Origin of the sequence: Rhodococcus sp. 14-2483-1-2, assembly GCF_002259405.1 — a bacterium.
In the GTDB taxonomy this organism is placed as follows: domain Bacteria; phylum Actinomycetota; class Actinomycetes; order Mycobacteriales; family Mycobacteriaceae; genus Rhodococcoides.
This window is the reverse complement of the sequence record NZ_NPFW01000013.1, coordinates 161,106-181,472: the sequence shown is the minus strand read 5'-3', so window position 1 is coordinate 181,472 and position 20,367 is coordinate 161,106. Positions and strand designations below refer to the sequence as shown.

Genomic DNA, 20,367 nt, shown 5'->3' with positions numbered 1-20,367 from the left:
CATGCGTTTCGTACAGAGATTTCTCGGTCAGATCGTGGCAGGACTGTCGGTGCTGCTGGCGCTGACGGTCATCGTCGGTATCGGGTATCCGGCGGCGGTATGGGCGGTGAGCCGCATCGGATCCAGCTCTGCCGAGGGGTCGCCGCTGCGTGACGCGAACGGGTGCATCGTCGGCAGCAGCCTGATCGGGGTCGACCCGCAGGTCGAAGAGGGAGCGCCGGATCCGTTCTTCCACAACCGAGTTACCGGATCCATCTCCGACGAGGATGCCTTTGCCGTGAGCGACCCGGCCGCGTCGTTGCCGACCAACCAGGGCCCCAGTAGCGAAGCACTGGCGGCATTCATCGAGGAACGTCGTGCCGTCATCGCCGAGCGTGAAGGCGTCGACCCGGCCGCTGTGCCGGTGGACGCGGTCACCGGATCCGGCTCGGGTATCGATCCCGATATCAGCCCCGCCTACGCCGCGATCCAGATCCCACGCGTCGCGCAGGTCAACAACATGAGCGTCGACGCGGTGACGGCTCTGGTCGCCGAACACACCGACGGCAGGCAGCTCGGGTTCCTCGGCAACGAGACGGTGAACGTGCCGGAGCTCAATGTCGCTCTGGGACTGACGGCACCGGGGTGCGGTACGAGCTGAGCCTCGACGGTCCAGGGCAGCGGGTAGACGACATGGGAAAAAAGACAGGCAAGCGGGGGTCCGGAGGACTCGATCGCGGTGAATTGCGCATCTATCTCGGGGCGGCGCCGGGGGTCGGTAAGACCTTCGCGATGCTCGGTGAAGCGCACCGCAGGCAAGAACGTGGGTGCGATGTGGTCGCGGGCGTGGTGGAAACCCACGGCCGCGCCCGCACCGCCGCATTACTGGACGGCATCGAACTGGTTCCTCCGCGGATAGTTCACTACCGCGGATCGATCGCTCAGGAACTCGATGTCGCAGCGATCATCGAGCGTGAACCTTCGCTGGTTCTTGTCGACGAACTCGCCCACACCAACACCCCGGGTAGCGCCCACGAGAAGCGTTGGCAGGACGTCGAGGAATTGCTGGCAGCGGGAATCGACGTGGTCTCGACCCTGAATGTGCAGCATCTGGAAAGCCTCAACGATGTCGTCGAGCAGATCACCGGTGTGCCGCAACGAGAAACCGTCCCGGATTCGGTGGTGCGGGCAGCGGAACAGATCGAATTGGTCGACGTGGCTCCAGAAGCGCTGCGCCGCCGGCTCTCGCACGGAAACATCTACGCAGCCGAGAAGGTCGACGCAGCGCTGAGCAACTATTTCCGTCAGGGCAATCTGACTGCCCTGCGCGAACTGTCGTTGCTGTGGATCGCCGATCAGGTCGACGCTGCGTTGGCGAAATACCGCAGTACACACGACATCACCGACACGTGGGAGGCACGCGAGCGTGTTGTCGTCTCGGTGACCGGTGGACCGGAGTCCGAGACCCTGCTGCGTCGCGCGAGCCGGATCGCCTCGCGGTCCAGCGCGGAACTGATGGTGCTCCACGTCATCCGCGGCGATGGCCTCACCGGCGTCTCGGCACCGCAGATGGGGAAAGTCCGCGTACTCGCAGCGAGTCTCGGCGCAAGTATGCACAGTGTCGTCGGTGACGACGTGCCGACCACGCTGCTCGACTTCGCACGGGGGGCCAACGCGACCCAGCTCGTCATCGGAACCTCGCGGCGGTCTCGCTGGGCCCGAATACTGGACGAGGGCATCGGCGCTGCGGTCATTCAGAACTCGGGCAAGATCGACGTGCACATGGTCACCCACAACCAGATCAGTCGAGGTTTTCGGCTCGGGCGGCTGATCCCGCCCAACCCGAAGCACCGACGAATTCTGTCCTGGGTTGCCGCCGTTGTCGTACCCGTCGTCTCGGCCCTGGCGATGCTGTTGGTGGATCCATATCTCGATCTCGGCGGCGAGAGTGCCCTGTTCTTCATGGTCGTACTCGCCGTTGCGCTCCTGGGCGGCGTTGCGCCCGCGGCACTGTCGGCGTTGATCGCAGGATTGTTACTCAACTACTTCTTCGCCGATCCGCGGTACAGCTTCACCATCGCCGAACCCGACAATTTCGTCACCACCGTTGTGCTGCTCATCATGGCAGTGGCGGTGGCATTTCTCGTCGACGCGGCCGCCCGACGCACCCGCGAAGCTCGGCGAGCGTCACAGGAAGCCGAGCTCCTGACACTGTTCGCCGGAACGGTGTTGCGCGGCGGCGACATTCGAACGCTGTTGGAGCGAGTCCGCGAGACGTACTCTCAGCGCGCGGTCTCGATCATCAGAGGTGCTGGTGTCATCGTCGAATCCGTCGGTGATTCTCCGCCCGCCGCACCCGATGACGCCGACACCGCGATCGACACCCCCGACGGTTCCTTCACCTTGCTCCTGTCCGGTACCAAGACCGGTGCGCACGATCGACGTGTGCTCAGCGCAGTGGCCAACCAGGCAATGGGTCTGATCAGGCAGACCGAACTCGCTCAGGAGGCCAGCACCGCCGCAGGCCTGAAGGAAGTCGACCGTCTTCGGCGGGCGCTGCTGTCCGCGGTCAGCCACGACCTACGAACACCACTCGCCGCGGTCAAGGCTGCGGTGTCGAGTCTGCGCGCGACCGATGTGGAATTCTCCACCGAGGACACCGCTGAACTGTTGGCGACCATCGAGGAATCGACCGACCAGCTGACGGGTCTGGTGGGCAACCTGCTCGATTCGTCGCGATTGGCGGCGGGGGTCATTCAGCCGAGCCGGTCCATCGTGTACGTCGAGGATGCCGTGGACGCAGCGCTCGTCGGGACGCACACGGGTCGCGAACTCGTCGTCGTCGATGTGGACGACGTCGCCGTCTCGGCCGACGCGGGTCTGCTCGAGCGCGTGCTGGCGAATCTGATCGACAATGCGCTGCGACACGCACCCGGATCGCCGGTGCGGGTCGGGGCCGCCTACATCGGCGACCGAGCGGTGATCACCGTTGCCGACAGCGGCCCTGGGATCGCGCCCGGAAGCGAAGAGGCTGTGTTCGAGTCCTTCCAACGATCGGGCGACCGCGACAACACCACGGGCGTCGGGCTCGGACTCTCCGTTGTGCGTGGGTTCGTCGAGGCCATGGGAGGCTCGGTGACGGTGTCCGATACTGCAGGTGGCGGAGTGACCATGACCGTCGAATTGGCCCGAGCGGAATCGACTGCCAGAGGCGACTTCTCCGAGCAGACCCATGGGTGAATCGCGTTCCGCGATCAAGGTTCTGGTTGTCGACGACGAGCCGCAGATCGTGCGCGCACTGCGCATCAACCTCGCCGCCCGCGGTTACAACGTCGTCACCGCGGCCACCGGGACCGGCGCGCTACGCGCCATTGCGTCCGAGCACCCCGATGTCGTGATCCTCGACCTCGGACTGCCCGATATCGGCGGCCTGGACGTGCTCGCCGGTGTGCGAGGATGGAGCGAGATTCCGGTGATCGTGCTGTCCGCGCGCACCGACAGCGGCGACAAGATCGACGCTCTCGACGCCGGTGCCGACGACTACATCACCAAACCGTTCGGGATGGACGAATTCCTGGCCCGGCTACGCGTCGCCGTTCGCAGACGAGCCATCACGACGTCCCCTACGGACCCGCTGGTGACCACCTCGTCTTTCACCGTCGATCTGGCCTCCAAGAGGGTGACCAGGGACGGCGAGATCGTGCATCTCACGCGTACAGAATGGGGAGTCCTCGAGATGCTGGCCCGCAATGCGGGCAAGCTGGTGGGGCAGAAAGAACTACTCCGAACTGTCTGGGGTCCCGGGCACGATCACGGCTCCAACTATCTGAGGATCTACATGTCTCAACTTCGACGCAAGCTCGAAATCGATCCGGGCAAGCCCCGACATCTCATCACCGAGACGGGAATGGGGTATCGACTCGTGGAATGAACCGGACCCGAGCTGGCATCTCGGGGAGCAGATCCAGATGGTGGGCCTGCCCGTCGGACAGTGTCAGGACGCTCGGGCAGTCGCCGGGACCGTCGGCGATCGCGAGGACGTCACCGACCCGAACATCTGCCGGGAGCGACACTTCCGAGTCGATGACGCACCGACGCAGAGGATCACTGCCGTCGGCGAGTACGAACAATTCCTCGCCGCCCAGGCTGTGGCGGTTGGCGATGACCGCCGCGGCCGGACCGGCAGGGGCGCAACCGGTTCCACCGTCCACCACCACGACGACTCTGTGTGAATCCGTCCGGTCGATCGACCGGACGCGGCACACCGTCACCATGGACGCGTCGGTGATCGACTCCCCGGTCTCGACGGCAAGCTGCGGACGCGGAAAGCGATGCCGAATGCAGCCTTCGTCGATGGCGTCTTCGACGACGTCGGACAGGAGCGCACTATCGAGTCCCGTCGGAGAATCGATCCGTAGATGCAGGCGATTACCGAGCACGCCGTGATCTCGGTAGGCCTGAGCCATCACCCCGAGAGACTCGACGATCCGTGCGAACACGCCGTCGAGGGTGGCCGCGCTGCATTCGACACCGTCGAATACCGTTGCAGGGCAATCGACAACCTGAGCGATGACGTTTTCCGCATAATCACGATTGCCGTCGGTGCTGACCAGAGTCGACTGTGCGACGGCTACGGCACGGTCCGCATCCGAAATCCGGTGAAGACCTGCGGCGACGACGATTCGGCCCACTCGCTCACCCACCGGAAGTGACAGCAGCAGATCTGCAACCTGCGCGCTCTGCGCACGACCGACGATGTGGGAGGGATCGACACCGAGCTGCCGGGCGGACGACAACGCTGCCATCGACTCGACGACCAGCGTCAAGTGCTGCTCCCCTATCCAGCGCGCGACAACCGGAGCCAGCACACTGCCTGGCCTGTAGAGCATTTCGGCTGTGAACGACCCGAGCGCGATGCGATTGCACCTACCGCGCAGGCTGGTTTCGTCGATCACGCACACCGGCGTCGAGTAACGATCGGCAATGTCGTCGAGGAACATTCCTGCCACCGTCACTCGACCGTGTCGATAGTGCGTCGTACTCGGCCACACGGCATGATCCAACCGCGACGACAGTGCACCTCTGAGCGACGGCAGATAATCCAACAACGTCATCGAACACATCTCCTCGTCGATACCGGACCGAGTGCGGGCCTACAGTCGATCATCGTCCCGATCGGAGGCGAACAGCCCTGCCTTGACGGGAAATTGACGCTGCGGACGATGACCTTGACACCGCGGTAACAGATGCGCCTCGACCATCTGCACCCCGTAAGAATCTCGGTACGTCGCGTCAAAACTCCGTCAACGAACTGCCCTAGCGGTTCGCGCGAGCGTATATCTGAGTGCATGACACTCTCGCTCGAAGCGCCCGATCACTCGACACAACTGCACAATTCGATTCACCTCATGCGTCGGGTCATTCCAGGGGTCGGTTTCGGTGTCCGCGCGAACGCGCTCGGCGATCACGGTCTCGCCACTTGGGTACGGAACTCCGGTGTCACCGTCCTCGCGCACGATGACGACGAGCTCGATCGTGTGCAGCTCAGCGGGATTCGGCCGAACCACATAGTGTTTCGATGCGGAGCCGGCACCGATGGTATCCGCAGTGCCGTGCACCGCGGGGTGTTCCGTTTTGTCGTCGGTACGGAGCCGCAGATCGCTCGATTGACACAGTGCGCGCAGCGAACGAAATATGTCTATCTCGACAACGATGCGCCGGCAGCACTCTGCGGTCACCGAGTGCAGGTGGTCGGCCTCCACAGCGACGTCGACAACTCCAGCGATCCGGCCGAATGGGCTTCGGCCGCCGAGGAGACGCTGCGCCGCACGTCCGTGTCCACGACGGGCGAGTCGCCGGTGCACCGCATCATTCTGAGCGGAGGACCGACCGAGGAGTGGATGAACTATTCCGTCCCCTACCTGACGTCCGTCGTGCGCTCTGTGGACGCTGCGCTGCGTGACGGGTGCACCCGATGGAACCTGCCACGGCCAGCCGTCTCGGTGGTACCGGCGCAGGCGACCGCCCACTGATGCTCCGGGAGGCGTATACCGTCGAGTGGACAGAACTTCCGTCCCGAGAAGGAGCGTCCACTCGATGGCCGATATCGATTTCTATTTCGATCCGGTGTGCCCGTTCGCCTGGATGACCAGCAAGTGGGTCCGCAAGGTCCAAGCCCAGCGCGAGTACACCGTCGACTGGCGATTCATCTCGCTGCGACTGCTCAATTCCCACATCGACTACGACGCTCACTTCCCACCCGAGTACGAGGCCGGGCACACTGCTGGTCTGCGACTGTTGCGGGCCGCTGCCTCTGTTCGTCGTGAGCACGGGTCGGCCGCTGTCGGGCCGCTGTACGAGGCCCTCGGAGCGCGCATCTTCGACACAGAGGTTGTGCCCGACGACGCCGCGAGCCACGGCCACCGCGGCACCGCAGCATTCCTTGCCCCGATCCTCGAAGAACTCGGGCTGCCCACCCATCACACTGCAGCACTGGATGATTCGACTCTCGATGAGGAGATCCGCGCCGAGACCGATCATGCGCTCTCGCTGACCGGCAAGGACGTCGGAACCCCCATCATCGCGTTCGAGCCGCCGGACGGCGTCGCGTTCTTCGGGCCGGTGATCAGCCGACTGCCCAGCGACGAGGAGGCAGTACCGCTGTGGGACAACGTGATCGGACTCGCTCGCTTCCCCGGCTTCGCCGAGATGAAGCGCAGTCTGCGTGAGCTCCCCCAACTGAAGGCCCTTGGGGTCCAAGAGGACGAAGCGGGCGTGCAACAGGACTGGCATGCCGGGAGTCGACGCCAGAAGAAGTGATCGTCTCGGCCGAATCAGCCGCCCTGCACGTCGTCCATGCTGCCGGTTCCCGGGGTTCCGGCCTCGAGGCCGTAACGCAGGTAGACGGCGCCTCTGTCACCGACGGCCGGTGGCTCGAGCAGCGTCAGGTTGCTGGGTACCGTGCCGTCGGCGAACACTCTCTTTCCCACTCCGAGAAGGATGGGATGCACCCACAGATCGAGTCGATCGAAGAGCTTCTCGCGCAACAGAGTCTGCACCAGATCGAGGCTTCCGACCACTTTGATGTGGTCGTGTCGATCTCGGATCTCACGCACCGCGCCGACCAGGTCCGGTCCGAGTTGGGTCGAACCGTCCCACCGCAGATCGGGTGTGCCGCGCGAGGCCACGTATTTCGGTATGGCGTTGAACAGCGTTGCGAACGAGCCGTTTTGGTTCGGCCAGTACGCGGCGAAGATGTCGTAGGTGCGCCGCCCGAGCAGGAGCGCGTCCGTGCCCTCGTATGCGGCGTCGACTTGCGCCCCGGAGACCTCGTCGAGGAGAGGAACTTGCCAGCCACCGTAGGGGAAGTTCTCGGGATCTTCCTCGGGACTTCCGGGTGATTGTGCGACGAGATCGAGGGTGGCGAAGAGCTCCAACGTGATGAGGCCCATGATGTCTCCTGGTTCGGTGGGGTCTTCTTCGGGACAAACCTTTTTCAGCCCAATGCTTTTCGCAGACTCTCGGCAAATTCGGTCGGCTTTCCGGTCTGACCGAATTCGCCGCCGAGGAAGCCCGAGTGGCCGCCGGGAAAGACGATCGGCTCCGATCCGAGGAGCGCCGCAGTCGAATACGCTGCGCGAGCCGCGATGTGACCGTCCTCGGGGCCGCCGGATTCTTCGCCTACTCCGATCACCACGGTGGTGGGAGCAGCACGCAATGCGTCGACATCCGGCGCGAAATCGACGCCTCCCCCGCGCATGTTGGACATCAGGGCATCGTCGCGGGTTCCGTCGTCCTCGGTCGGGAGGCCGAACTGCGCCGGGTCCGGTGCCGGGCGAGCGAAGAACGCGTCGTCGATGGGGCCTGCATGCATCAGCAGCGACATGAATTCGGCCATGGCCGGGCCGCGGCCGTGCGCGTCGTACGTGGCCACCATGTGTGCGCACACCGTCGCGATGTTCTCCCGGTCAGGAAGCGTGCCTCCGGCGGGTGGTTCGTGCGCAACCAACATCCGAACGTCGGACGGGTAACTGCTGACGAGCACCAGCGCATTGACCGCACCCCCGCTCGAGGCGAACACATCCACCGGTCCATGACCGACGGCGGTGAGCACTGCATGCAGGTCGTCGGCATGTTCGCCGAAGGTGACTGCGGCGGTCGCGTCGTCTCGTCGACTGCGTCCGACATTTCTCGGGTCGTACGTGACGACCACCCGGTCGCGGAAGTGCGACACCAACGTACCGAACCCACTGGCATCCATCGGTGAGCCGATGAGCACCAAAGGGGTGACCCCGGGCTCGAGCTCACCGATCACGTCATAGGTCAGGGTCGCACCGGGAACGGAAACTGTCTGTGTCGTCATGGTCGTGTGGACCTCGGCCCGCGCGAAAACTCACCGGGAACGCTCGTCCGGTCGTCACGAAGGCGAGCGTCGGCTACGAACTCGGCTCTGCTGGGCGCGAGACGACAGTCCCGACGCGGACCTGGATGTGGCCGCCGCGGACGGAGCGAGTCGACAGATCGCGCAGCAGTGGCGTCATCGCCGTCCACGGATGAGCCTCGATGTCCGCCCCTCCGAGTCGGCACGCAAGCTTCGCCAGCGGGGTCCACACCGCCGCGCGTCCGACGGGCCGCTGCATGTCGACGACGGCCACGACGCCGCCCACTCGCGTTGCCGCGATCATCGCCTCGAGGGCCGCCTGCCACGGCGTCATCAGCGAGAGTGCGTAGGTGCTCAGGGCCGCATCGAACGGGGCGCGCTTGCCCAGATCCGCGCTGGCGAGGGTGGTGGCGTCGGCTGCGACGAGCGTGACGTTGTTCCAACCGGCCCGGTGGGCCCGAAGCCGGGCCTGTTCGAGCATCTGCGGGCTGGCGTCGACTCCGGTGATCGAGCCGGTCGGTCCGATCATCCGCTGCAGCCCGGCGAAGTTCAGCCCCGTCCCGCAGCCGAGGTCCAGAACATGGCTTCCGGCAGGCAGATTCAGCAACTCGAATGCCACCTCCCGGCCGGCGCGATACACCGGCCATTCGAAGGAGATCAGGTCGTACAGGCGCGCCGACGTCGTGTACTTGGTCGGTCGTCTCATCTCGGGTCTCTCCAGGGCGCGGGCATAGTGGGAGGTATGGGAATCCGTCGTTCGTCTTCGAGTGTGCCCGACAGCCGCGCCGACGTGGTTGTGGTGGGCGGCGGCACCGCCGGCATCGTGGCGGCGAAGACCGCGGCCGGCTTCGGCATTCGCGTCGTATTGATCGAGCGCGAACGCACCGGCGGCGACTGTCTGTGGACCGGATGCGTTCCGTCCAAAGCACTGCTCGCGGCGGCTTCGGTGGCACAGACGGTTCGATCCGCGTCCAGATTCGGCATCGTCACCCAGCCACCGAGCGTGGATTTCGGGCGCGTGATGCAGCACGTGCACGGGTCGATCGCCGAGATCGCGCCGATCGATTCACCGGAAGCACTGACCGCGGCCGAAGTCCACGTGATCAGCGGTGACGCCGTGTTCACCGGTCCGAACACCGTGTCCGTCGGCACACGGCTGCTGCATTTCGGTCAGGCGATCGTGACCACCGGTGCGCATCCCACGGTGCCGGCGATCGACGGCATCGAGCACGTGGACTACCTGACCAGCGACACCCTGTGGGATCTGACGGCGCTACCGGACAAGCTGCTGATCGTCGGGGCCGGATCGGTGGGTTGCGAAATGGCGCAAGCGTTCTCGCGCCTCGGATCGGACGTGACTCTGGTCGGACGGTCGGCCACGATCCTGCCGCGTGAGCACCCTGAGGCCTCGTCGATCCTGACGCAGGCGTTGACCGGCGAGGGTGTGCGCGTCCTGACCTCCACCGCCGTCGTGCGTATCGACGAAAGTTCGGCCGTGACCGATACGGGTGTCGAGATCCAATTCGATCGAGTGCTCATCGCCACCGGGCGGACTCCGCGTACCGCATCACTCGGCTTGGATGCGGCCGGAGTGTCGTTGGACGACAACGGATTCGTGCGCGTCGACGCGAATCTGCGGACCACCAATCCCCGTATCTGGGCAGCGGGAGATCTCACCGGTCACCCTCAGTTCACGCACACCGCAGGGGTGCACGGCAGTCTGGCCGCGAGCAACGCAGCACTCGGCCTGAACCGAACAGTGAGTACGACGGGAACTCCGCGGGTGACGTTCACCGATCCTGAGATCGCCTCGGCGGGAATCGATGTACGGACCGCGCGGCAGCGTGGATTGCGGCTGCAGACTCTCGACCACCATCACGTCGACCGGGCCGTCACCGAGAATGCAACGAACGGATCGACGACGCTCGTGCTCGACGCCAAGCGTCGCATCGTCGGGGCCTGTGTGGTGGGACCGCGAGCGGGCGAGACGATCGGGGAGCTGATCATCGCCATCGAGCAGGGGCTGCGTACCCGCGATCTCGCCGGAGCCACGCACCCGTATCCGACGTACAACGACGGGCCGTGGAACGCGGCGATAGCGGACGTGAAGGTGCAGTTGGGTTCTCCGGTGATTTCCCGAGCAACGGCCGCGCTGGCGAAAGTGCGCGGCACGTGGATCAGGAGAGCGCGCGATACCCGGCGATGATCCGTTGGGTGGAGCTCACCGCGACCACCGCCGCCCAGACCATCGCGATCTGCCACGAGATACCGGGCAATAGCAGCCAGAGACTGTGTACTGCAATGGTTTCGGCTCCCTCGGCCAACCCTCCGAGGAACGACAGCGAGCGGCCGTCGTCGATGGTGCGACCGGTGCGCTCGGCAATCGAGGAGAACGCAAGAAACGCGGTGCCGTTGATGTAGTACGCCAACAGCACCAGCAGGAACGGCCACCAGGGGGCGTCGTATCCGGCCGAGGCGCCCACCGCGACGCCCACCACCGTCGTGCCGTAGACCACGAAGTCGGCTGTGATGTCGAAGAATCCGCCGGCGCCGGCTGTTGTCGCCCGCCTGCGCGCCAGCGGCCCGTCCAGGCCGTCGGCGATCCGGGAGACGATCCACAGAACCAAAGCAAGCAACCAGAACTGCAGGCTCGCGGCCAGTGCGCTACCGAGGCCCAGCACCAGTCCCGCGGCAGTGATCCGGTCGGGTGTGATCGCGGGGCGGTCGAGGGCGCGGGCACAGCGATCGAGCGGGCTTGCGAGGTGGCGGCGCAGAAAGCTGTCGATCATTCGGCTGCACCGGTGAGTCCCAGGCGGCGTGCCAACAAGGCCGATCCGGCCGCGATCGCCAGCACGGCGAGCAATGCGATGGCGAACGGCCACGACAGCGGCGAGGTCCCGTACGCACCGAGCGCGGTGTAGGCGACGGTCGCGGGCACGATGCCGATCATGGTGCCCACCACGTAGTCACGTTGCCCCACCGCGCTGACTCCGGCCGCGTAGTTCACCAAGGAGAACGGCAGCGGCACCAGACGCACGAGCAGCACCGACAGCAATCCGCGTCGCCCGAGCATGGCGTCGAGCCGGCGGAGCCTGTCCCATTCGGTGCGAGCCACCTGGCCGCGTCCCAGCGCCCGCGCTCCCCAGTACCCGAGATACGCCCCCATCGTGGCGGCGAACACCACGACGGTTGCGCCCACCGCCAATCCGAACAGCAGTCCCGACGCGATGGTCAACGTGCTGGCGGGGAACGGGGTGGCCGACAGGACGGTGTAGAGCACGACGAACAGCGCGATGCCCCAGGGCCCGGCCGACGCTACTCGGTCACGGATGAACGACGGATCGGGCAGGTCGACGGTGCCGAGCACGATCACCAGAGCGATGACGACCACGGCAGCCGCGAGCAATTTCAGGGTCGTGCCGCGGCGACTACGCGTCGGGCGGTCCTGCGTCACGGTGTGTGCCTCTCGTCCGGCGGTCAGGATCCATTGTGCACACGACCGGTGTGCCCGCGTGTTCAGCGGTTGTCTCATTCGACCGATTACGGTGGTGAGGGCAGCGTCGACGACGGCTGCTTCGGTTGATCTGGAGGGCCCACGGTGATTCGTTCAGTACGGTGCGCAGTGACGATTGCGGCGAGCGCAGGGCTGCTGCTCACCGCATGCGCAGCACCATCATCGGAGGCTCCGCGCGCCGAGGACTTGTCCTGGAGCGAGATCCAACAGCAGGCGCAGGGGCAGACCGTCTCGCTGTGGATGTACGGCGGCGACGAGCAGGGCAATGCTTATGTCGACGACGTGCTCACTCCCGCGGCGGCCGAAGAGGGCGTCACACTGCGGCGCGTGCCGGTGGAATCGACGACCGATGCCGTCAACCGCATCCTGTCCGAGCGGCAGGCCGGGGTCACCGACGGCGAAGTCGATCTGGTGTGGGTCAACGGCGCGAACTTCGGCACCGGTAAGCAGGCCGGCGCGTGGCTGTGCGGGTGGACGCAGAATCTGCCGAACATGGAACTGACCGATCCCGAGGATCCACTGTTGCTCGACGACTTCGGCACTCCAGTCGAGAACTGCGAATCACCCTGGCACAAAGCTCAATTCACATTGGTCTACAACGCAGCAGCCGTCCCCGATCCGCCGACGACATTCGACGGCGTGCTCGACTGGGCCCGCGCGAACCCGGGCCGCTTCACCTACCCCGCTCCCCCGGACTTCACCGGCTCGGTGTTCGTCCGTGAGGCGTTGATCAACGCCTCCGGCGGTGTCGACGAGGTTCCCGCTCAGTTCGATCAGGACTCCTACGACCGACTCGCCCCGGCTTTGTTCGATCGATTGAACGAGCTCGCCCCGTCACTGTGGCGCGAGGGAACGACGTATCCGCAGTCCTCCTCCGAGCTCGACGCCCTCTACGCCGGTGGCCAGGTCGACATGACCATGACGTACGGCCCCGCGACCCTCCCGAAGCTCGTCGCCGACGGCACCTTCCCACCGGAGACCCGCGTCCTGACGCTCGACGAGGGAACCGTCGGGAATGCGAGTTTCCTTGCCATTCCGTCGACATCGGGGAAGTCGGCGGCGGCACAGGTGGTTGCCAATCTCGCGTTGTCGCCCGAGCAACAACTCGAGAAGGCGACGCCGGACGTGTGGGGGCAGTTCACTGTGCTCGATATCGACCGATTGCCCGATGACGCCCGCGCGCAGTTCGAGGCGTTGCCGAGTTCGACGGTTCTGCCCTCCTACGAGGAGCTCTCGGCGAACGCGCATCCCGAACTCTCGGCCGACTGGGTCACCCCGCTCGACGAGGGATGGCGCCGAAGCGTGCTCGCCGGGCAGTGAGCGCGTCCACGAAGAGCTTTCGCGGCACCGCGGCGGTACTCCCCGCCGTAGTCTTGGTCGTTCTCGTCGTCGGCGGCGGTCTCGGCACCGTGGTGCTGCAGAGCCTGGGTCTGATGCCGTTGGTCGGAACCCCCGAATTGTCGGTCGACGCGTATTCCGCGCTGGGCGGTGACCGGTGGCGCTCGATGGCGTTGACGCTGTCGATCGCCGTCGTGTCGACCGCCTTGGCCACGGTGATCGGGCTCGCGGCTGCGCTGACGGCGTTGTCGGGTGGACGCGCCGCGTTGGCCGCCGCCGGATTGACGGTCACGGTGCCGCACCTGATCGGGGCGGCCGCGATGGCCCTGTTGCTGGCGGATTCGGGAATGCTGCCCCGCATACTCGGCATGACCGACGGCGGCTGGCCGGAGTTGGTCGGCGGGCGGTGGTGGATCGCCGTCGTCGCCGAATATGCCTGGAAAGAATCGGCTTTCGTGGCCGTCGTCGTGGCCGGGACTCTCGCTACCCGAGTAGCTGCATTCGACGAGACGGCCGCAACCTTGGGCGCCGGCCGGTGGACTCGGCTCCGTTTGGTCACGCTGCCGTTGGCTCGGCCCGCGCTGATCGCGTCGGCGGCCATCGCCTTCGCCTACACCGTCGGCTCGTACGAGGTGGCCCGCATTCTGGGTCGACCGTATCCGGAGCCGTTGTCGGTGATGGCGATTCGCCTGTTCACCTCGATCGATCTTCAGACGCGTCCGCAGGCAGCCGCTACCGCGACGATCGCCACCGCTCTGACGGTGGTCGTGGCCGCGGTGGCACTGCACTATCTGCGCAGATCGGCAGCGTGGAAATGAACAAGGTTGCTCCCGCTGTCGGCAGGTCCGTTCTGGTCCTGTGGTTCCTGTTGCCGCTGATTCCGGTTGTCTTGTGGGCCATCAGCAATCGCTGGTCGTTTCCCGGATCGATTCCGCAGGAATGGGGATTCGACGGCGTCCGCAGCGCCCTCGACGCCGGGGGTGCCGATGCGTTCGTGCAATCGACCATGCTCGCTCTCGCCGTCGCCGCCATCGCAACACCATTGGGTGCGTTGGCCGCTCGCGCCCTGGTGAACGGGACTGTGCGCTTTCCCGCTTTTGTGGCCGGAGTTCTCTTCGCGCCGCTGGCCCTGCCCCCGTTCGCTGTGGCATTGGGGCTCGATGTCCTGGTGCTGCGCTCGCGCATTCCGAGCACGGTCGCGGTGATCGCTCTGCTGACCGTCGCGGCGATCCCATACACGACGTACCTGATGCGAGTGGCGTTCGGCGCGTACGAGATCGGCTACGAGGAGGAGGCGCGCACTCTCGGTGCGTCGAGTGCCATGGTGCTGTGGCAGATTCGCATTCCTCTGTTGGCTCCGGCGTTGGCAGGGGCTGCGTTGCTCGCGTTCCTCGTGGCGTGGAGCGACTACGTGATCACGTTGTTGATCGGCGGGGGCAGACTGGTCACCGTGCCTATTCTCGTCGCCTCGTTCGCTGCGGGAACCGGTAACGATTCGGTGGTGGCTGCGCTGTCGGTCGCCGCCGTCGTGCCGCCGTTGTTGCTGGTGCTCATGCTGGCCCGGCTGCGTCGTAGGAGTGCACGATGAGCGTCGAACTGTCCGTTCACGGACTCACCAAAGTCCATGCCGGTCACTCGGTTGCGGCCCTGGATTCGTTGGATCTCACCGTGTCACCGGGATCCTGCACGGCGATTCTCGGTCCGTCGGGTTCGGGCAAGAGCACTGCGCTACGTCTCATCGCGGGACTAGATTCGCCCACCGCCGGCACGGTGCGCATCGACGGCCGCGAGGTGAACGGTGTTGCGGCCGAGAATCGCGGGGTCGGCATGGTGTTCCAGCGTCCGATGTTGTTCCCGCACATGTCGGTACTCGACAACATCGGCTTTGCTTACCGCGCGGCCGGGGAGAGTCGCAAGAGGTCGCGCGAGCGGGCCCGGGAGTACCTCGACCTGGTGCATCTCGGTGACATCGGCGATCGTGCGGTGTCCGAGGTATCGGGTGGGCAAGCGCAACGGGTGGCGTTGGCGCGTTCGCTCGCCGGTTCACCGCGAGTCTTGCTGTTGGACGAGCCTTTCAGCGCGCTGGACCCGGTATTGCGCACCGAGATGCACGACCTGGTTCGCGAATTGCGCTCGACGCTGGATCAGACTCTGCTGCTCGTCACCCACGATCAGCAGGAAGCGGCCGTGCTGGCCGATTCCGTGGCGGTGCTCATCGACGGCCGGCTCGAACATCACTCGGATATCGCGACCGCCTACACGCGACCGAGCACGCTGGCAGTGTCGCGACTGATGGGTGGGATGAACGAAATCGAGGGGCAGTGGGATGGGGTTGGGGTACATCGCTCCGAGCTCGGGGAGTTGGAGGTCGCAGGGGTTTCACTGCCGGCTGGACGCGCAGTTTTGCTGCTGCGGCAGGAGCTGATCACTTTGGATGACAACGGGATTCGTGGAGCGGTTTCCGGTCTGAGGCCTACCGGGTTCCGTAGCATCGCCGATGTGACCGTGGGGTCGGCGATGGTGAAGGTGGAGTTGGCGGCGGGATCAGTAGTAGAGGTGGGAGATTCGGTGGGATTGGAGATTCCGAGTGGGGCGAGATTTGTCGTCACGGGTTGAGGTCGAAGATGTGGCAGCCGGCATCTCTCGCTCCCGGGATTCAACGCTCGGGCCTGTCATTCAGCCACGAAATGTCCATTTACCGCGTTGTCAGGTAAATTGCCGGCTACTGGACGATGCAATGTTGTAGGTCTTCCGGGTCTCGCCGCGAGCACCATGTCTATGGTCCGCATCGTGGGTGCTGACCTTGCTTCGCCCTAGTCAGCAATGGCTGCCTGACATGCGCTGCAGACACTTTTGTCTCGTTCTGCGAGCGCGGCTTGCTACTTTCGGTCCTCGAACTACTAGGTCACTGTAGATGCGCGCAAGGACGATGCTCAGGAAGTTGCCTGAAGTCATGCCGCACCAACGCGATGCGCGTTCCTACACGAGAACCTTGTCGATGGCCACGATCAGAGTACGCAGCCAATCTAGATCAGTCTGGATCGCGGCAGCTTCCGTCGTTTCCCGCTTGATTTGCTGCGGCCGTGACTGTCGCTGGAGATCGCCCTCATGCACGATCCGGTTGCGGCGATACACAATTCGGTTGAGCCGGTCTTTGATGTCTGAAGGCTTATGTGCCGGCGCAATTCTGATCGAGATCTTCTGAAACGCGTTCCGGATTCCGATCATGAGCATTGCCTGCTCGACTTCGCGACTGCTCTGGAAGGTGCGAGTTAAAATTGCGCGCTCAAGGACGCCACGCGCCCGCACCTTCGGTCTAATTCTGGCGCGGTTCTGCACCATTGCCTCGCTGAGGTCGACCAGATCTCCGAAAGGTACGTCAAGCCCCTTGAGAGCCGAAGGCATCTGCCGCAAGGGAACGTCCGCTAGCGCCCAATGAAGATACGTGTCAAGGGCCGCGACACCCAGCGCAAGCGCTGATCGGCGGGTGTCATCTACCACCAGAGGATTTGCCGCACCAGCCGCATGCGCTAGCAGGGCATCCGCCCGGTCCATCACGTCGGTCGCGGCCTGAAGCGGTGAGATAGGCATGGTCTGAGCCTAGAGCTCACGGCCCACTCCGGGCGGGAAGCGAGTAGGAAGATTACTTCGCCACGTCGAGATCCTTAGGGACCAGCCCGCTCGTGGCCTAATCATGTGAATCCAAGACGTGCACCGACAATGAACGCGAAGTGCTGAGTTCTTATTGATTCACCAAAGCACTCAGAGCTCGGAGAGAATGGCAAGTGGAGCAACTGACGCGTGAAGCTTGTCGCCTACGAGCAACACCACGATCCTCTGCCTAGCCCTTGAGAATACGACATAGAGGAGGCGGCTGGTATTCGGGAACGGCTCCGACTCGAATCCCATGAAATCTCCTTCCCGCAGGACCACGACAGTCGCATCAGCTTCACGCCCCTTGGTCTGGTAGAGATTCATCAACTGAACCTCGCGGGGGCTGGTGACGGCGTCCGTGAGCGCTGCATAGGTTGCTTCACGAGCTTCAACACACATACCCGCCACGAGCTGTCGATCATCGATTCGTCCCCGGCCCGCGCGAGCAGCCCTCATGCGCATCAACGAGAGCAATGCGCCGGCTTGCTGCCAAGCACCAGACTTCTGCGGCAGCCCAAGCGCATGATGTGCCGTACCCGCGATCTCGGTTACTTCTTGAACCGATATCGCACCGGAGAGCCGCGTTCGAAGAATAGCGAGGCGCTCCTGAAGGGAAACAGGGCCCGAACCATTCATTACCTGACGTGCTAGGGCCGGAACCTGTGGGCCTCGTTGCGCGCTCGTAAGGAACACTGCTAAAGCTTCGAGGACGTTGCCCCAGCCGCAGTCACCGATGTAAAACCTTGCCATGGCGGTCTGGGCGTCGAGAGCGGCGGCAAGAGCGTCGCTAAGTCCGGCCACTTCATGTTCGATGCCGGCGGCTTCAAGTGAATCGGACAGCGCCGCGAGCATGTCATTATGGTGTGTGAATACGGCAACGCCCATACCCTCGGAAGTCAGCTCGCTGATAGTTTGGGTGACACTACTTGTCTCGTCGGCACCGGATATTCCGCTGCGGATGACCAATCTCCCTTTCTTAATTGCAGTCGAGATCGCTTCCGACTCGAACAAACGCGCCCTGATGGCATTGGCCACGGCCGGGATGACCCCAGAGGGGTCTCGAAACGAAGATTCCGGGAGAACGATGGTGTTCCCAGGTCCTGCTGCTAAGCACGCCTCGTGGATACGCTCCACTCTCACGCCGTCCGTGACCAGAAACGTGTAAATACACTGGTTTGGATCGCCTAGCAGTAGGACCCTGCTGTCCCGAGAAATCAGCTGGAGAAGCTCTTGCTGTGAGTTGCCAGTGTCCTGGAATTCGTCCACGACTATTAGGCCCCATCGTGTGCGCAGGTGCTCTGCAACTGCAGGTGCTGCCTGGCCAATTTTAAGCAATAACGGAATGAGCTTGCTGTATCCGATCTCGTTCTCGGCAAGGCCGAGCTTCTCGCGAGCAGGGCTGACTAGGATGGCATCCCCGTGTCCGACGAGACTCCCAAATCTCCGGACAGCGGAAAAAGCCAGCGAGTGAAACGTCATGATGTCCACCTGGGAGCCGCGTCGGCCCAGTATCTCGTCTGCGCGGGAAGCGATGCGTGCCACCGAGGAACGAGAGAACGACAGGAATAAGACCCGGTCGCGTGGTTTGCTTTCTGCTACCCGTTCGAGATGGGCGTGCGCCGCGGCTAGCGCGCTTGTCGTCTTCCCGACCCCCGCGCCACCGAGCACGACAGTAAGTTTGGCGTGCGTTTCGACCACTTGCTTTTGCTCAGGATTTTGAGGGGAGAAGCTCATGCCACATCAGGGATTTCGATGCGGCCGAGTTTGTCGCCGCAGATCGCTTCGATCACAGATCGCGCGATTGGTGGCTTGTGCGTTAGCGCATTCGCCCAGGCCGCGCCAAGTCCCTGCTTCTTGATTACTTTTGTCGAGATGAGGTGGTCCGCGATATCGTCATCATCCAGATCGGTTGGAAGAAGTGGCATTCCGAAGTCTTCCAGAGTCTCGACCGTCTCTCGGAGGTGATCTCCAGATATGCCGCGAATGAGAGCAGCCTCCACTGCGGTGCGTGTGGGGAGAACGACGAGTTGTTCGACCATGCCTGCGAGTGCCCCGACTGCTGGATCTTCTCGTCCGGGCTTATCGTTGTCGACAATTGCGCGGACGTGAAAGCCGAGTTCTAGAGCGATCTCGGCGATTGCGGGGAGCCGGGTGACACCGCCGTCTGAACCTGGCGGGGCGACGAGTCGAATACCGTTCGCGGGTAGGCTGTGCTGCGGTTTTTTCGTCTTAACGAAAAGCCGCGACGCGATCGCGCCGTACCCCTCGACATCGAGCGGTCCCTCTACGAGGACGACAGTTCTTGCGCTCAGAGCCGCAAGAAGCTGTTCGAGGACCAGCCTGCGGTTTACGCGGCTACTCTTGTCGGTGACTATTGGGAGCCGGTGCTGCCGTCTCTCTCCGTGACTGATCGTAAGCCGAACCAGCTCGCCGGGATCGAATGCTCGCGCAACCTCGGGACGGCGTGTCGTGAGGATGGCTTGCCCTGCTGTTACATGTATGAGCCGGGCCATGTATTCGGAGGACGATGAGTCAAGACGATCACCGAAGTCATCGCCGATGATGACGACACCCGATTGAGTGTCCCGCGCAGCAGCGACAGCTTCAGCTGCTGAGAGCACATTTTCGACAGTCGAGCCTTGGGAGCGGACTGGAAGGTGCCCGGCTGACCCCATCAAAATCGCTGGCTGGAGCGCCCTGAGCAGCGAAGCCATCGAGCCGTCATCCGCTAGGAAAGTGATGTCGGCGGAATCAGCAATGTTGAAGAGGAGCTGTGGCCCAGAATCAATAACCTTGTTCAGGACCCCCGTGACTACTTCCGTCTCCGAGAAGGATTCGGTTGCAGTGTGAATAGCAGAATCTAAGTTAGTGAGGGCGGCATCCAGGTTATGAGAGTCAGCATCGGCAAGAAGCTCTCTGAGGACGCCCTCAGCCCGCAGCTGGAGAGCCGGTGCACTGTCGACAAATTGAACAGGCAGAGCTTCGCGTTCGATCCGGCTCGCTCTCTTGAATACATCAGCAGCGGGATTACTCCGTGCAGGGTAGTCAACCCAGTGCTCACCGGTGTCCGTATCGAGGTCATATCGCGCTCGATAGCAGAGGCGGACACCGAGAACCGCGTCTCCCGCGTTGCTTGACGTGGCTATCTCGCCGGTCTCCTCGTCGAACGTCTCGAGGCTCTCGCTGAGGAGAATTTCGAGGTCTTTGCCTAGGTCGAGCAGAGTCACCTCCACCTCGGTCAAGGCCGCTTCTTCACTATCAGCGGGACGAAATACATCAATGGGGTTCACACGCGCTCGCGTGCTGCGGGCGTCCAGGACGTGGCGGAGCGCTTCGACTATGTCGGTACGGCCCGCCTGTGGCTCCCCCGCAAGCACCATGTTCCTAGGCACTTCGATTTCGGCGTGGCGGTAGCCCCGGAAGCGTTCGATGCGAATACGCGCGACCCTCATGGGGACTCCTTGCATGCTCTCGAATCAAGCTGACCGTTCAAGTTGTGAGA

Annotated in this window: 19 protein-coding genes; 10 read left to right on the top strand and 9 right to left on the bottom strand. The window is 64.0% G+C overall.

The features are described 5' to 3' along the window. Window position 1 precedes the first annotated feature (1 nt). Genes CH295_RS11950 through CH295_RS11940 form a run of 3 tightly spaced genes read left to right on the top strand, consistent with a single transcriptional unit; the run spans window position 2 to window position 3,910 of the window. A complete protein-coding gene (locus tag CH295_RS11950) occupies window positions 2–640 on the top strand; it encodes a potassium-transporting ATPase subunit C (protein ID WP_094740815.1) in 639 nt (212 codons plus the stop codon). 32 nt (window positions 641–672) lie between these two features. Beyond that, window positions 673–3,219 carry a sensor histidine kinase gene (locus tag CH295_RS11945; protein ID WP_094740814.1) on the top strand — a complete coding sequence of 849 codons (2,547 nt, stop codon included), beginning with the start codon at window positions 673–675 and terminating at the stop codon, window positions 3,217–3,219. Further along, the gene (locus tag CH295_RS11940; RefSeq protein WP_037187725.1) at window positions 3,212–3,910 is read left to right on the top strand and encodes a response regulator; all 699 of its coding nucleotides are present in this window, start codon (window positions 3,212–3,214) and stop codon (window positions 3,908–3,910) included. Before CH295_RS11945 ends, CH295_RS11940 begins: the two co-directional genes overlap by 8 nt. Here the strand turns inward: CH295_RS11940 and CH295_RS11935 are convergent. Beyond that, a complete protein-coding gene (locus CH295_RS11935; protein WP_094740813.1) occupies window positions 3,873–5,093 on the bottom strand; it encodes a type III PLP-dependent enzyme domain-containing protein in 1,221 nt (406 codons plus the stop codon). The two genes, CH295_RS11940 and CH295_RS11935, sit on opposite strands and share 38 nt — an antisense overlap. Window positions 5,094–5,327: 234 nt before the next feature. Between CH295_RS11935 and CH295_RS11930 the strand changes: the two genes are divergently transcribed. Next, window positions 5,328–6,011 carry a hypothetical protein gene (locus CH295_RS11930; protein ID WP_094740812.1) on the top strand — a complete coding sequence of 228 codons (684 nt, stop codon included), beginning with the start codon at window positions 5,328–5,330 and terminating at the stop codon, window positions 6,009–6,011. A 64-nt stretch (window positions 6,012–6,075) separates the two neighbouring features. After that, on the top strand, window positions 6,076–6,798 hold the full coding sequence (locus CH295_RS11925; protein WP_094740811.1) for a mycothiol-dependent nitroreductase Rv2466c family protein: 723 nt from the start codon (window positions 6,076–6,078) through the stop codon (window positions 6,796–6,798). Window positions 6,799–6,812: 14 nt separating this feature from the next. Here the strand turns inward: CH295_RS11925 and CH295_RS11920 are convergent, their stop codons facing one another. From CH295_RS11920 to CH295_RS11910, 3 genes are all read right to left on the bottom strand, one after another. Further along, window positions 6,813–7,430 carry a dihydrofolate reductase family protein gene (locus CH295_RS11920; RefSeq protein ID WP_094740810.1) on the bottom strand — a complete coding sequence of 206 codons (618 nt, stop codon included), beginning with the start codon at window positions 7,428–7,430 and terminating at the stop codon, window positions 6,813–6,815. Window positions 7,431–7,474: 44 nt separating this feature from the next. Beyond that, window positions 7,475–8,341, bottom strand: coding sequence for an alpha/beta fold hydrolase (locus CH295_RS11915; RefSeq protein WP_094740809.1), 867 nt, complete (start codon window positions 8,339–8,341; stop codon window positions 7,475–7,477). A gap of 73 nt (window positions 8,342–8,414) precedes the next feature. Further along, a complete protein-coding gene (locus CH295_RS11910; RefSeq protein ID WP_094740808.1) occupies window positions 8,415–9,065 on the bottom strand; it encodes a class I SAM-dependent methyltransferase in 651 nt (216 codons plus the stop codon). Window positions 9,066–9,128: 63 nt separating this feature from the next. Here CH295_RS11910 and CH295_RS11905 point away from each other — a divergent pair, with 63 nt between their 5' ends. Beyond that, window positions 9,129–10,565, top strand: coding sequence for a dihydrolipoyl dehydrogenase family protein (locus CH295_RS11905; RefSeq protein ID WP_252342012.1), 1,437 nt, complete (start codon window positions 9,129–9,131; stop codon window positions 10,563–10,565). On the opposite strand, the gene CH295_RS11900 is transcribed toward CH295_RS11905, so the two are convergent. Continuing rightward, entirely contained in the window at window positions 10,537–11,148 is a 612-nt protein-coding gene (locus CH295_RS11900; protein WP_094740806.1) for a CDP-alcohol phosphatidyltransferase family protein, read from the bottom strand. The two genes, CH295_RS11905 and CH295_RS11900, sit on opposite strands and share 29 nt — an antisense overlap. Next, entirely contained in the window at window positions 11,145–11,813 is a 669-nt protein-coding gene (locus CH295_RS11895; protein ID WP_252342011.1) for a TVP38/TMEM64 family protein, read from the bottom strand. The genes CH295_RS11900 and CH295_RS11895 overlap by 4 nt, the downstream gene beginning before the upstream one ends. Window positions 11,814–11,981: 168 nt before the next feature. Here CH295_RS11895 and CH295_RS11890 point away from each other — a divergent pair, with 168 nt between their 5' ends. The 4 genes from CH295_RS11890 to CH295_RS11875 are packed head-to-tail and all read left to right on the top strand — an operon-like array spanning window position 11,982 to window position 15,827. Next, window positions 11,982–13,193, top strand: a complete 1,212-nt coding sequence (locus CH295_RS11890; protein WP_170945874.1) for an ABC transporter substrate-binding protein — start codon at window positions 11,982–11,984, stop codon at window positions 13,191–13,193. Further along, window positions 13,190–14,029: an ABC transporter permease gene (locus CH295_RS11885; RefSeq protein WP_094740988.1), complete on the top strand. Its 840-nt coding sequence runs from the start codon at window positions 13,190–13,192 to the stop codon at window positions 14,027–14,029. The genes CH295_RS11890 and CH295_RS11885 overlap by 4 nt, the downstream gene beginning before the upstream one ends. Then, entirely contained in the window at window positions 14,026–14,799 is a 774-nt protein-coding gene (locus CH295_RS11880) for an ABC transporter permease (RefSeq protein ID WP_094740805.1), read from the top strand. Before CH295_RS11885 ends, CH295_RS11880 begins: the two co-directional genes overlap by 4 nt. Beyond that, window positions 14,796–15,827, top strand: a complete 1,032-nt coding sequence (locus tag CH295_RS11875; RefSeq protein WP_094740804.1) for an ABC transporter ATP-binding protein — start codon at window positions 14,796–14,798, stop codon at window positions 15,825–15,827. The genes CH295_RS11880 and CH295_RS11875 overlap by 4 nt, the downstream gene beginning before the upstream one ends. A 363-nt stretch (window positions 15,828–16,190) precedes the next feature. Here the strand turns inward: CH295_RS11875 and CH295_RS11870 are convergent, their stop codons facing one another. The 3 genes from CH295_RS11870 to CH295_RS11860 all read right to left on the bottom strand — a co-directional run bounded on the left by CH295_RS11870 (window position 16,191) and on the right by CH295_RS11860 (window position 20,317). Next, complete coding sequence (locus CH295_RS11870; RefSeq protein ID WP_141217008.1) at window positions 16,191–16,802, bottom strand: hypothetical protein; 612 nt, start codon at window positions 16,800–16,802, stop codon at window positions 16,191–16,193. 171 nt (window positions 16,803–16,973) lie between these two features. Continuing rightward, a complete protein-coding gene (locus CH295_RS11865) occupies window positions 16,974–18,599 on the bottom strand; it encodes a UvrD-helicase domain-containing protein (protein ID WP_094740802.1) in 1,626 nt (541 codons plus the stop codon). After that, a complete protein-coding gene (locus tag CH295_RS11860; RefSeq protein ID WP_094740801.1) occupies window positions 18,596–20,317 on the bottom strand; it encodes an OLD family protein in 1,722 nt (573 codons plus the stop codon). The genes CH295_RS11865 and CH295_RS11860 overlap by 4 nt, the downstream gene beginning before the upstream one ends. Window positions 20,318–20,367 lie beyond the last annotated feature (50 nt).